Raw genomic sequence first — 13,493 nt, forward strand, 5'->3', positions numbered from 1 at the left:
ACCCCGGGCCAATCGCGGGCAAGCGCGCTCCTACAGATGACCGAGTCCGGTTTTGTAAACGCGACAAGAATTCAGACCCACCCGGTTTTGATGGGAGCTCCACATGTTGAACACCCTTCTTCCCATCCTGTTGTTCGTCGCCCTGGCCCTGGCCGTGTTGGGCGCAGTGCGGCGGATGATGCTGTGGCGCCAGGGCCGGGCGGCCAAGGTCGACTTGCTCGGCGGCCTGCTGGCCATGCCCAAGCGTTATATGGTCGATCTGCACCACGTCGTGGCACGGGACAAATACATCGCCAACACCCACGTTGCGACGGCGGGCGGTTTTGTCTTGGCGGCCGTGCTGGCGATCCTGGTACACGGCTTCGGCCTGCACAACCGGATCCTCAGCTACGCCTTGCTGTTGGCGTCGGCGATCATGTTTGTCGGCGCGATTTTCATGGCACTGCGCCGGCTTAATCCGCCTGCGCGGCTGTCGAAAGGCCCATGGATGCGCCTGCCGAAAAGCCTGATGGCCTTTTCCGTCAGCTTCTTTCTGGTGACACTGCCAGTGGCGGGCATCCTGCCGGAGCACTTTGGCGGTTGGGTTGTCGTCGTGCTGCTGGGCGTGGGCGTGGCCTTGAGCTTGACGGAAATGTTCTTCGGCATGACGTGGGGCGGGCCGATGAAGCACGCCTTTGCCGGTGCTTTGCACCTGGCCTGGCACCGTCGCGCCGAGCGCTTTGGTGGCGGCCGTTCCACCGGTTTGAAACCGCTGGACTTGAGTGACCGCAGCGCACCTTTGGGCGTGGAAAAGCCCAAGGATTTCACCTGGAACCAACTGCTGGGCTTCGACGCCTGTGTGCAGTGCGGCAAGTGCGAAGTCGCCTGCCCGGCCTTCGCTGCCGGCCAGCCGCTGAACCCTAAAAAACTGATTCAAGACATGGTGGTCGGCCTGGCTGGCGGTACCGATGCCAAGTTCGCGGGCAGCCCTTATCCATCCCTTGATGGCAGGGGCAAACCGATCGGCGAACACGGCGGCAACGCTCATCAGCCGATCGTCAACGGTCTGGTGGACGCCGAAACCCTGTGGTCTTGCACCACCTGCCGTGCCTGTGTCGAAGAATGCCCGATGATGATTGAGCACGTTGATGCCATCGTCGACATGCGCCGTTTCCTCACTCTGGAAAAAGGTGCGACGCCGAACAAGGGCGCCGAAGTGTTGGACAACCTGATCGCCACCGACAACCCCGGCGGTTTTGCACCGGGTGGCCGGATGAACTGGGCGGCCGACCTGAACCTCACTCTGCTAAGCGAGAATAAGACCGCCGACGTGCTGTTCTGGGTCGGTGATGGCGCGTTCGACATGCGTAACCAGCGGACCTTGCGTGCTTTCGTCAAAGTCCTGAAAGCCGCTAATGTCGACTTCGCGGTGTTGGGCCTCGAAGAGCGCGACAGTGGCGACGTGGCTCGCCGTTTGGGTGATGAAGCGACATTTCAGTTGCTTGCCAAACGCAACATCCAGACCCTGTCCAAGTACGCCTTCAAGCGTATCGTCACCTGCGATCCACACAGCTTCCATGTGCTGAAAAACGAGTACGGTGCTTTTGACGGCAACTATCAAGTGCAGCACCACAGCACCTACATGGCCGAGCTGATTCAGGCAGGCGCGTTGAACCTTGGCCAGCACAAAGGCACCAGCGTGACCTATCACGACCCGTGCTACCTCGGCCGTTACAACGGCGAATACGAGGCGCCGCGTGAGGTATTGCGCGCACTGGGTATCGAGATCAAGGAAATGCAACGCTCCGGTTTCCGCTCCCGTTGCTGCGGCGGCGGTGGCGGTGCACCGATCACCGACATTCCTGGCAAGCAGCGGATTCCCGACATGCGCATGGAAGACATCCGCGAAACCGGCGCCGAGCTGGTGGCTGTGGGTTGCCCGCAATGCACGGCGATGCTTGAAGGGGTGGTCGAGCCTCGGCCACTGATCAAAGACATTGCCGAACTGGTCGCCGATGCGTTGCTGGAAGACGTCGTCGCCAGCAAACCGACACACGTCAAGCGTCAACCTGCGGAGGTGCATTGATGAGCGACATTATCCGCCGCGACCCCCGCGCCGAATGGATCGCCCGTAACCGCCTGCACCCGCTGCACGCGGCCATGCAGCCTGCGCAAACCAGCTGGATGGGCCCCAACGGCATCGTGCGCAAAGATGTGCACAACGTAGGCTTCATTGGCCCCAACGGTATCAAGCGGATCGACCGCAGTGGCGCTCAGCAGGGTGGGGCGGTCAAACGTTCTGCCGCGGCCGAGGTGCAGTTGCCGCTGCATGTCATCGCGCAACCGGCGTTCTACATTTGCGTCGCACCGGACATGGTCGGCGGTCGCTTGAGCAGCCACGACCGCGACGTGTTGGGCCTGGCTCATCAACTGGCCGGCAAAGACGGCGCGGTGCTGGCCGTGGTGTTCGGCGAGCATAAGGAAACTGCATTCGCCACCGCCGGCGTCGACCGTCTGTTGCTGCTCGACGGCAGTGAGTTCAACGGTTATTCACCGGAGCAGCGCGTTCAAGGGCTGCGGGCTGTGGATAACCAGTTCAATCCGCGTCATTGGCTGCTGCCTGACAGCCGCAATGGTGGCGGTGAGCTGGGTCGGCGCTTTGCTGCAAGCCTGGGCGAACGTCCGGCAACGCGGGTCTGGCAGGTAACCGACGAGCAGTGCATCGGCCGTGCGGGTGCGGGGCGTGAAGACCTGGCGCGTCCTTTGGCGCGCTTGATTCTGGCCGCCGTCGAATGTGCCGAGCCGGTCAGCGACACCCGTCACGAAGCGTTGCCCGTGGAGTTATCCACAGCCGTCGCTCGCAGTCTGTCGCGTATCGAAGACCTCGGCGCGGTGGCGGTGGACCCGGCCGCCATTCCCATGGCCGAAGCGGAGTTCATCTTCTCGGGTGGCAATGGCGTGAAAGATTGGGATTTGTTTCACCGTACTGCTGCGGCATTGGGCGCCACCGAAGGCGCATCCCGTGTGGCGGTGGACGATGGCTACATGGCGCGTGATCGCCAGGTCGGCGCCAGTGGTACCTGGGTCACGGCCCGGGTCTATGTGGCGGTCGGTATCTCCGGCGCGATCCAGCATCTGCAAGGCATTGGTGCCTGCGACAAGGTGGTGGCGATCAACCTCGATCCAGGGTGCGACATGATCAAACGTGCTGACCTGTCGGTGATCGGTGAAAGCGCGGACATACTCAAGGCACTGATTGCTGCGATTGAGGCTTACCGCAACGAGGGGAAACGCGATGCCGCTTAATTCGAAGGCCCCTGTGGATAACAACGCCATCCATGTGATCAGCCTGGTGTCCATCGGTGCGCACCCGACTTCCGGTCGTGCACGCCGCGCCGAGCAAGATGCGCGCGCTGTCGAACTGGGCCTGCAGCTGGTTGGGGATAACTTGCATGTGCTGCACGCCGGTAATGTCGAAGAGCCTGCGCTGCGGGCTTATCTCGGCATGGGTCTGGATGAGCTGCATGTTCTTGAACAGCCGGAAGGCGCCGATGCATTGCCCGCTCTGGTTGATTATCTGCGTGACGCAAACGTGCAAGTAGTGCTCACCGGTAGCCAGGCGGAAACCGGCGAAGGCTCGGGCATGTTGCCGTTTCTGTTGGCGGAAAAGCTGGGTTGGCCGCTGGTGGTCGGGCTGGCGCAGGTCGAATCGCTGGATAACGGCGTGGCCCATGTGTTGCAAGCATTGCCACGCGGTCAACGTCGTCGGCTGAAGGTCCGCCTGCCTTTTCTCGCCACGGTGGATAATGCCGCGCCCAAGTCCCGGCAGAGTGCCTATGGTCCGGCCCAGCGCGGGATGCTCGCGGTGGAGGAGGTCGAAGTGGTGGTGGATGAGCTGTTGGCACGTTCCGCGCTGCAACCGGCCAAGCCCCGGCCCAAGCGTTTGAAAGTGATCAAAGGCAAAAGCGGCGCCGACCGTATGAAAGCTGCAACGGCCAAGGCCAGCGGAGGCGGTGGACAAGTACTAAAGGGCCTCGACGCCAAAGAAGGCGCCGAGGCGATTTTGAAGCTGTTGATTGAGGAGGGCGTGGTGCGTTAGGTGCGCAGGAAGTACCACTGCGACTTCTGGATGATTACGCCGGATATCACGCCCCGGCGTTCCAGCCGGGGGACGAATGTCTGGCCTGCATGACCCGAGCTACTTAAGCTGGAACTGCGGATCTCCCGTGAGTTTCAACAGCAACTCAGCGCCCTCTGGCCAGGGCCCGTACCCGGTTTGGCCGTTGATATGGCCGGCATTTTCCACCCAGACCAGTTCACTGCCCCAAGCCTGGCTGAAAGTCTTGGCCCGCTCCTGGGTGACATACGGATCATCCGTACTCGCCACCATGATCGTTGGAAAAGGCAGGTGTTGCGTCGACATCGGTACAAAACCCGAGGTGCCCGACGGATAGCTATCTGCCTCGGTATCACTCGGAGCCACCAGCAATGCGCCACGGACCTTGCGCGCCTCGGGATACTGCTGCGCCCAGCGGGTGATCAAGGTACAAGCCAGGCTGTGGGCTACCAGCACGACCTCCCCGTCGGCAGCAGCAATTTCCTGATTCAAGCGCTCAACCCAATCCGTCGCGTTGGGTGTTTCCCAGTCTTGCTGCTCGACCCTGTGCAGGCCTGAAAACTGCCGCTCCCACTGTGACTGCCAATGTGCTTCACCCGAATTGAACAGGCCCGGCAAGATCAAAACCCTGACTGTCATCTTTCTTCTCCTTCAAGACCATTCACACGCCAGCACAGAACCATTGGGCTGCAAAAAACACCAGCACCCCGATGAAACTCGATAACAACATACGCCGAGTCAGGAAGAACAGCACAAAAACAGCCAAGGACCCCAACAGGTAAGGATTGTCCAAACGGGTGCTGAGGTAGGTCCGGTAACGCGCAGACCCCCCTCAGACGTTGGTGAATATTCCGGTGACCGGGCTGACGTTGCCGCCGTAGGGCACGGTGGTTCCGGCGGCAGCGGCGATGGTTGCCCAGATGCGCTGCATGCCCACGAGCTTTTGGCCGATGACCGGGTTTCCTGAGTGGTGGCTTTCATCGAACTGGGAGGTGACGTTCAAATAACGGCCCTTTCCGGTTGTGCCGGTGTTCAACAAACCACTGGCTCCGCCCATCAGCAGCAATGGCATGTCAATCGTGTGCTCGGGAGCACCGTCGGCCATCTCGCTGGTCACCACGACCAGCGTGTGTTTCAGCAGGCTGTCAGTGGGCACGTCGGGGTCGGAAAATTTAGCCAGTTCGTCCATGAACTCCTTGGCCTTTTTCGCGTACCACTGGCGTGACCCACGCCATGCTTCCTCACCTGCATACCGGTGCGCACAATCGTGTGGGTTTTTCGTGCTGCTGACGTCCAGGATATTCAGGGATTCAGCGGATCTCCCCACCTGAATGGTTGCAACGCGCGTGATGCCGCAGCTCAGGGCCGTTGCAACCACCTGGCTGTGCGCGTGTTGCACTTCATTGCGAAACGTCGCCGACGTGATGGGGTGGTTTTCCAGGCTCAGCGTCTGGCATTCAGAAATGGGAGGCAATGAGTCATCCAGATCGGCGATGACCTGTTCGACTGAGTCCAGGTGCGTGTCGAGTTTTTGTCGTTGGGCGCCCGCCAATAGCCCTTTGACTTCCTGAATATCGGTCAGGATCGGGTCGAAGGCATGCTTGCTGCGTACTTGTTGCTCGCGCACCGCGCTGCTGGTAACACCAAACAACGATTCATAAAGCAGCACCGGGTCTTGTTGGGGTGTTCTGATACTGGCGTCTTTCCAGGAGACGTACCACGGGGTGCCATCGGTTCCTGCATGAGGACCAGCAAACACCGCTCGCTGTGACGTGCCCGTCATATGATCCCCCAGCAAGACATCGATAGAGCTCATGCTCTGACCCTTGTCACGCAGGATATTCATCCACCCGTTGTGGCCTGCGTTTCCCACCCCACTCATCGTCCCCCGAATGTACAGAGACTGGTCGCGATAGGCCGCCAGTTGCTGACTGACGTCCCCCAGTTGAAAGTCGGGGGTGTCAGTGACGCTGCCCGTCACCGTCGGGTGCCAAAGGCCTTTTCCGTCTCCGAAGCCATAACCGTTAATGGAGTCGACCGCCAGGCCGTCGGGGACCACGAAGAATACGACTTTCAATTTCGCTTGCTGCTTTTCGCCCGCCAGTGCCATGCGCACCAGGCCGCTGCTGCTCAGGGGCAGCACGACACCTGCGGCGGCCAACCCCATCAAAAAACGGCGACGACTTGTGAGTACGTTCATGGCTGTTTCCTTGCGTCCGGGGACTGCTTGTAGAGGAAGGCGTGCGATGTCGCGACGGTGCGCATCATGTCGCGCAGGGAGCCTGTCGCCGCGAGCCCTTTGCTCAGCGCATTGATGATGCCGGCGGTGTGTGCCTGGGCCTGGCTGCCAAAGGTAAAGCGGAAATAACTGTCGGCCATACACCGCTGGGCGTCCGGGTTATGCGGAATCAATGCAGCGATATCCCGCACGTCATTCACGTCCGCCAGTGTGTGTGAGCCGGTGTTATCGATGAACGGACCACCTGCATAGATCGGCAGCACCTGCGGGAACACGGTGTAGTTGTAGGCATTCTCCTGTTGGCGATAACGGCCGGAAGCGTCGTAGTTTTCCATGGAGCCACCGGTGTCGTTCATGTACTGGTGACATTTCCAGCAGTTGCCGTTGGAGGCATGTTCGCCGTTGACCAGGTCCCAACGTTCGCGGGTGGTAATGGCCCTGTCAGGAAAGGCAGGCTCGCTCGGATCAGCCTCGACCGGTGCGCCGAACTCCTTACAGAACATCTGCTCGCGAACCATTATTCCGCGCTTGACCAGTGACGTCGCGGCATAGTCAGAGGTGGCAACCTGGGTCACGCCTTGATGCAATAGGCCGCCGCGTTTGGCATCGACCGACACTTTGATCATGTCCGCGCCGCTAACCCCGGTAATGCCGTAATGCTCGGCGAGTGGCTGATTGAGAAACGTGAACCCCGGGTTGAACAACTGGTCCAGCGTGCCGTTCCCTTCCTTGATCACGTACTCGACAAACAAGCGCTGCTCTTTCCTCATGTCCTCAATGAGGGCCAGGGTCAGCCCCGGTTTCTCCTGCAGCTCGCGAGCAGTTTTGGTGTAGTACTCGATGAAACGATTGAATTGCTCAAGCCCTCGAGACGTCAGCATCATGGCGTCGACTTCAGCGCCGATCTGTTCTGGCGTATTCAGTCGTCCTGCCTCGGCTTTGGTCATTAGCGCATCACTGGGCGTCGTGCCTAGAAATGCATAGGAAAGCGCTGTGGCGAGTTCGTTGGCTGTCAGTCGGTAAACACCAGGTTCGCCCTCCACTTCAATGCCCAGTTCCGAGCGGTAGAGGTAGTAGGGCGAGAGCAGCATGCCGGTGATGAGTCCCTGCGTACCTTGGTCATTCAGCAGTTGGGTATAACGCTCGGTTTCAGGCACCGTCAGCGGACGACGGAACAGTTGGTGGCCCAGCGTCATGACTGCAGTTTTCGCGTTGGCTTTCTTGAAGGGTTCCAGCCGTTGAGGAGGCGCCTGGTTGGCGATAGAAATGGCCATGTCGTAGAAAAGCTTGGCGTCTTCGGCTTCGACAATCCCGAGGTCGGCTTCACCTGGGTATTTGAATGTGCTGTCGGATTTATCCGCAGGTAACTTTCCTGGGTTGATGTCCAGCGTGAAGATGTCTTTGATCGTGTTGACGTATTCCGAACGCGTCAGCAATCGCAGTTGCCGGGTGCCGACCGACTCAGCCGGGTTGAGATACGGAGCCCAAACGGTATTGAGCAAATGATCGGCCACCTGTTCGCCACAACGCTGATCGCAATGCCCGGTGATTTTCATGCCTCTGATCCACTGAACAAAATTGTCGTGGGTGGCATTGCTCCAGCTATGGGCCATGCTCGCATTCTGAAAATAGTCAGTGCTATGGCACTTGCTGCATTTTTCCGCGATGACGGTACTGCCCAGATTCTCTACTGACCGATAGGTCACGGGGGCCATGTCGAAGTCGGTGCTGCTCTCGTTGATGTCGATGGCACCGAGGGTGGGCTCTGGTAGCACCTGAGTGAAGTAAGGGTATCGGGCCTGATACTGACCATACTTCAGCGTTTCGGTGACGCGGTCACCCCACGGAACTTGAATGACCCGAGAAGCGGTGGTGCTTGCGTCAACTAACTCGACAGCCCAATTTGCGGCGCTGACAGAGACCGGTTTTGCCGGGGCGATGAAGGTGACGTGGGCCGTCACGCTTTCATCCCGTTCTTTATAACTCATGTCGACCACTTGATTCGGTGCCTTCTCAGAGAGCACATAAGTGGCGTTTCGGTGGGAAGGTACCCAGTGTTTGACATCGTTCAGATGAACTTCATAGCTGCCATAGTCCAGGCCCTCAAGTGTCATGAGCGCTGAGCCCCAGCCGACATTAAACAATCGGGAGTTACCGCTGGCGTCAATCAGGTAGCCACTGATCATCTCGTCTGCCAGCGCCGCTGGAGGTGGGGTGCCAGAGTGAAAGACCAGGTTGGTTTTTTTCAGGCTGCTGGCGTCGTAAGTGACGCGATAAATGACGCCCGCCACGTCGTCCGAAATCAACAGGCTGTTATCAGGTAATAATAGAAAGTCCGTCGGCCGCCCAATGCAGTCGTCAGTCAAACAGTACACATCGAATTTTTCAGGGGTCTTGACCCAGCCGTTGATCAAGGGGATTTGGTAAACGACTTTTCCGGCCTTGATCCCCATCCGCCGCACGTCCATGCCTGGAACAGCCACCGTGCCGGTGCCGTGAGTAGCGATCAGCAGTTGTTGCGTGCCGTCTTTAGGTGGGACCGGGTCCCAGTACTTGACGCCAAGAGGCGCCATGCTCATGCCGAATTCGAACGCGGCAGCTTGGTAGTTCTTCGAGTCGATTTGTGCCGGGGCGAGGTCAGATACTATTGCGCCGGCGATCAGGGGCGGATTGAAATGCTCGCTCGGGTTATCAAATTCCTGCTGAGTAAACCCCAAGGTGTTTTTGCCAAAGATGTACGGCACGCCGAAGCGTTCGTTGGGGGCGGACACGCGATTGAGTTCGTCAGAATTAACGATGTTTTGCCGATTGTTATCACTGAACCAGATTTCTTTAGAGACGGGGTTCCAGTCGAAGCCCACTGAGTTGCGTACACCGCTGGCCATGATGGTCGACTCACCGGTGTCGATGTCATACCGCAACACGGTGCCATAGCGCTTTTCCGCAGGAATCATGCACACGTTGCAGGGGATACCGACAGCCGTGTAGAGGCCTCTGTCGGTGGGCGTAACAGGGTTGAAGTGCAGGGGGTGTTTTTGGTGCCAGAAGCGTGTCCTGGACCCGGTTGCTGTCGACGGTAGCGGGAAAGCAATGTCATCGGCAGGGAAATTCAAGACCAGCTCGGGCTTGGCGTCCTTAAAGGTCGTGTCGACGTTTCTGATGCGATAAAGCCCGCCGGTTGTCGAGTAAAACAGGTCGCCATCGCGGTAAGCGACACCATGCGGTTCTTCAAGCCCCGAGGCGACCACATAAAGACCTGTGGGCTTGCCTGCGGCATCCAGGGGTAGGGCATAAATGAAATCGGCGGTGCCTCCGTCATAAATATAGGAAGGAATGGCGCTGGACCCGACATACAGTACGTTTTTGCCCATTGCCATCTGTCTGGGCTGAATCATGCCTTGGGCAAACAACTCAACGTTGTAACCCGGCAGGGTGCTTAACTGACCCACGTCAACAGGCCGACGGTAGACGACGTTGATGTTCTGGTGCTGCCCGTCCTCTTCTGAAAACTTGATGATCTTCGGTGTGTTCAGAGGGGCATAACCTTCGGAAGTGTCCATGACTAATTGATAGTCACACCGTTTAAGGCCGGTGATCTCAAGGGCGACCCCCGAGTTGCCACTGATCGGCAGCGATTCGTCTTTACAGCGCAAGGTGCCGGTTACAACTTTCTGGTCGGAATTCCCGACGCCTTTGGTGAGTTGTCGGGAGGGCAAAATTTTCGTAAGGGTGTCGAAGGTCAGTTTTAAGCTATTACCGTGTGGCGCGGTGGCGCCGCACTCACTCAATTCGACCCAGGCATCTTTCCATGTGTGTGTGGATAAGCCTGGTTCATACGGTGCCTGTGAGCACCACTGCCAACTGCCTACACCGCCCTCGGCGTCGTTTTTGCACTTGTACTCCCACCCCTTGTTTTGCACGATGAAGTCTGCGGTATAAGGCGTACTTGCTGCGTACTGAGGTGAAGTACAGACCGCTTTTCCTCGGACTGGGGTGTTAACGGTACGGGAGTAGGTCGTGCCGGGCGCAGGGCTGTTTGCATAAGCAAAAGACGGGAAAATGTAATACAGCGTCGCAATGAGTATCACGAAAACTATATAAGGCAACAGACGAACTAGCGGAGGTAAGGGCATGATTGCGGTGCTCCCTGGCGTAGTGAACAACTCCTGTGCATCGGCTCTGACGCGAACAGCAAAATGACGTGCTGATTCGTTCGTTCAGACACCCTAACAAACCTTCAACACCCCCCGTAACTAGCAGTTCTACTAGGGTTTTGGCCTTGACAGCGACGGCAGTGAAGGATTGTTAACGCTGTTTCTAAACGCCATTTTTCCGGGATAACTTGCCCACAATCCCTGTCAGCGCTCCTGTGGATAAGGTGTTCGCCAGGCCTGAGGCGACCCTAGCAGAACTGCTAGTGTTGTTTTAAGGGCCAGCTTGTTAGGCTGGCGAACATGGATTGAGCCCCTCAGTGGCAATGTATTACGGGGCCCTCGGATCAGTGTGAGGACACCTTATTTATGCGCGCCGCCGGTAACCCCCCTCTTCCTGTCCGCTCGCGAGCGGCAGGTATCTCGCTTCCGCGAACCCTGTTACTGGCTACCGATCTGCAGCGGACCATCCTCGCCGAGCTGGACGGTAGCGGTCTGAATTCTCTTGCCTGGACCGCCTATGGCTCGCAAAGCAACCCGAGTACAGCGGGCACGCATCTGGGCTTTAATGGCCAACTCAGAGAGCACCCATTCGGGTGGTATCACCTGGGCAATGGTCATCGGGTTTATAACCCGGTGCTGATGCGGTTTCACAGTGCGGATCGGTTGAGTCCGTTTGGTAAGGGCGGATTGAATGCTTATGCCTATTGCGCGGGGGACCCGATTAACTTCGAAGACCCGACAGGACAATACTTTACGGAAATTAGCCGTTTGATCAGGGCGTTTGAAACCATGGCGGGGCGTTTAAACACCATCGCTGGGGCTCTTTTTCGTTCGCGCCCGACCGGGGTTCTGGGTTACGCAGCATTCTCGTCTAATGCCGGGTATGCGGGTCTCGCTGCGGGTGCAACGATGCAAGCTGCGGGTTATTCAGTCGGAGCTGTTGTCTCGAGTGCGGGCGCTACGCTGGTGAGTGCGGGTAATGGTGTTAGAGCGATGCACAGTGCTTTCACCTTTGTGAGGCATAGCTCTCTCGTGAGAAGGTTTGTCCAGCGGATAGTAAGAATAAGAAGGGCACCGACAACTGAGAGTCTGCGTGAAGTGATAGTGGATCGGGGCAAAAACCTCAGCAATAATAGAGTTAGTACTCCCCCGGTCACGAGTGGAAATCCAGCGGAGGTTAGCGCCAATAGTATTCGCAAGGGATAGTGAGTTAATCCGCTGTTGATCGACTGTTAAGCGATTTATCCACGGTCTCTGTTAACCCACTTGTGGATAACATGTTTACAGTCCTCTCTAGGCCACGATCGACGTGGCTTTTCGCGACATGATCAAAAAACAACCAATAACGTCGTGCAACTGTACTTCCCGATAAGTCACGGTTTTTCTTGGGGTTTTCCACAGGCAAAATTCGACTTGCCCACAATTGCTGTGGGTGGGTCTGTGGATAAGTTGTTTGTGGAAGGCTGGGAGGGGCGGCGGGGTTGGTGTTGGCGGGTACTGGTTAAAAATTAATCATTTGTAGGTGCGGACTGATTGACGGCGCAGTGTGACGGACACACCGCGCCATCTCTTTACTCGTGACTGACCGGCACACCCTTCAGGTACGCTGCCGGCTCTGCGCCGAGGTTGCTCAGCAGGCGTTCGCTGTACCAGTCGATGAAGTTGACCACGCCGAACTCGTACGTCTTGGAGTACGGGCCTGGCTGATAAGCCGTGGAGTTGATCCCGCGCTGGTTTTCTTCTGCCAGACGACGGTCCTGATCGTTGGTAGCGTCCCACACCTTGCGCATGTTCGCCGGGTCGTAATCGACACCTTCAACCGCATCCTTGTGCACCAGCCACTTGGTGGTGACCATGGTTTCCTGTGCGCTGATCGGCCACACGGTGAAGACGATGATGTGATCGCCCATGCAGTGGTTCCACGAGTGCGGCAAGTGCAGGATGCGCATCGAACCCAGGTCCGGGTTTTTGATCCGCCCCATGAGTTTCTTGCTGCCTTGCTTGCCATCCATGGTCATCGACACCGTGCCTTTGAGCAGCGGCATGCGCACGATGCGGTTACGCAGGCCAAAGCTGGCGTGGGCGTAAGGAATCTTCTCTGCTTCCCAGGCAGCGGCAGACGCGGCCACGTGATCCTTGAAGGCCTGGTCGGCACGCGGGTCGGTGACGTCGTCCCACTCCAGCAGGGTTTTCAGCAGTTCCGGGTGCGATGCGTTGCAGTGGTAGCACTCGCGGTTGTTTTCCAGCACCAGTTTCCAGTTGGCTTTTTCCATCAAGGTGGTTTGCACCGCCACCTTGGTGTTCTCCATGTCGTACGGTTCCATGTAGTGAGTGAGCGTCGCCAGGAACTCATCAATGGCCGGTGGGTTTTCCGCCAGGCTGATGAAGATGTAGCCCCCTGCTGTTTTAACGTTCACAGGCTTGAGGCCGTATTGCTTCATATCGAAGTCGGCGCCCATCTCGCTGCCTGCGAATAACAGGCGACCGTCCAGTTCGTAGGTCCACTGGTGGTACGGGCACACCAGCTTGGCGACCTTGCCTTTTTCCCCGGTGCACAGACGCGAGCCACGATGACGGCAGACGTTGTGGAACGCGTTGATCTGACCGTCAGGACCCCGAAGGACGATGATTGGGTTCTTGCCGATTTGCAGGGTCAGGTAATTGCCCTTGGTCGGGATCTCGCAGGTCATGCCCGCGATCAGCCACTCTTTTTGAAAGATTTCCTGCATGTCGATTTCAAACAGCCGCTCGTCACTGTAGAAAGGCTGCGGCAGCGAAAACGTGCGTTCGCGGTTCTGCAGCATTTCGGCGGTGGCCTTACGTGCAGGTTCCAGCGGATCGCCCAAGCTCAAGGTTGCGGTGACGTCCATCTTTCAAGTCCTCATGACCGGTTTCAACGGTCGGCGAATGTGGCTAATACGGTTCTTTAGGTCAGTTGCACGCAAGGCGACGGTTCTTTTCCCGTCCATGCTCATGGTTGCGTTTTTCATTGCAAGGCGGGCAT

9 protein-coding genes are annotated in these 13,493 nt (G+C 58.0%); 4 read left to right on the forward strand and 5 right to left on the reverse strand.

From position 1 onward, the window contains the following. Positions 1-103 precede the first annotated feature (103 nt). From dgcB to etfB, 3 genes are read left to right on the forward strand one after another with little or no spacing between them, the layout of a single operon-like run. Positions 104-2,065 carry a dimethylglycine demethylation protein DgcB gene (dgcB, locus tag AC1MEA_RS09080; RefSeq protein WP_480917479.1) on the forward strand — a complete coding sequence of 654 codons (1,962 nt, stop codon included), beginning with the start codon at positions 104-106 and terminating at the stop codon, positions 2,063-2,065. Continuing rightward, the gene (gene etfA / locus AC1MEA_RS09085; protein WP_449633859.1) at positions 2,065-3,285 is read left to right on the forward strand and encodes an electron transfer flavoprotein subunit alpha; all 1,221 of its coding nucleotides are present in this window, start codon (positions 2,065-2,067) and stop codon (positions 3,283-3,285) included. Before dgcB ends, etfA begins: the two co-directional genes overlap by 1 nt. After that, complete coding sequence (etfB, locus tag AC1MEA_RS09090; RefSeq protein ID WP_480917480.1) at positions 3,275-4,078, forward strand: electron transfer flavoprotein subunit beta; 804 nt, start codon at positions 3,275-3,277, stop codon at positions 4,076-4,078. Before etfA ends, etfB begins: the two co-directional genes overlap by 11 nt. A 99-nt stretch (positions 4,079-4,177) precedes the next feature. Here etfB and AC1MEA_RS09095 read toward each other — a convergent pair whose 3' ends face one another. The 4 genes from AC1MEA_RS09095 to AC1MEA_RS09110 form a co-directional block, all read right to left on the reverse strand. Next, positions 4,178-4,735, reverse strand: a complete 558-nt coding sequence (locus AC1MEA_RS09095) for an RBBP9/YdeN family alpha/beta hydrolase (protein WP_480917481.1) — start codon at positions 4,733-4,735, stop codon at positions 4,178-4,180. 22 nt (positions 4,736-4,757) lie between these two features. Beyond that, on the reverse strand, positions 4,758-4,850 hold the full coding sequence (locus tag AC1MEA_RS09100) for a hypothetical protein (RefSeq protein WP_480918118.1): 93 nt from the start codon (positions 4,848-4,850) through the stop codon (positions 4,758-4,760). A 78-nt stretch (positions 4,851-4,928) separates the two neighbouring features. Beyond that, positions 4,929-6,296, reverse strand: coding sequence for a DUF1552 domain-containing protein (locus tag AC1MEA_RS09105; RefSeq protein WP_480917482.1), 1,368 nt, complete (start codon positions 6,294-6,296; stop codon positions 4,929-4,931). Then, complete coding sequence (locus AC1MEA_RS09110) at positions 6,293-9,895, reverse strand: DUF1592 domain-containing protein (RefSeq protein WP_480917484.1); 3,603 nt, start codon at positions 9,893-9,895, stop codon at positions 6,293-6,295. The genes AC1MEA_RS09105 and AC1MEA_RS09110 overlap by 4 nt, the downstream gene beginning before the upstream one ends. Positions 9,896-10,855: 960 nt before the next feature. On the opposite strand from AC1MEA_RS09110, the gene AC1MEA_RS09115 reads away from it, so the two are divergent. Next, positions 10,856-11,695, forward strand: coding sequence for an RHS repeat-associated core domain-containing protein (locus AC1MEA_RS09115; protein ID WP_480917486.1), 840 nt, complete (start codon positions 10,856-10,858; stop codon positions 11,693-11,695). A gap of 365 nt (positions 11,696-12,060) precedes the next feature. Here AC1MEA_RS09115 and gbcA read toward each other — a convergent pair whose 3' ends face one another. Continuing rightward, positions 12,061-13,359 carry a glycine-betaine demethylase subunit GbcA gene (gene gbcA / locus AC1MEA_RS09120; protein ID WP_219064039.1) on the reverse strand — a complete coding sequence of 433 codons (1,299 nt, stop codon included), beginning with the start codon at positions 13,357-13,359 and terminating at the stop codon, positions 12,061-12,063. Between the last annotated feature and the right edge of the window lie 134 nt (positions 13,360-13,493).

It is taken from the genome of Pseudomonas sp. ASL8, from assembly GCF_056680355.1.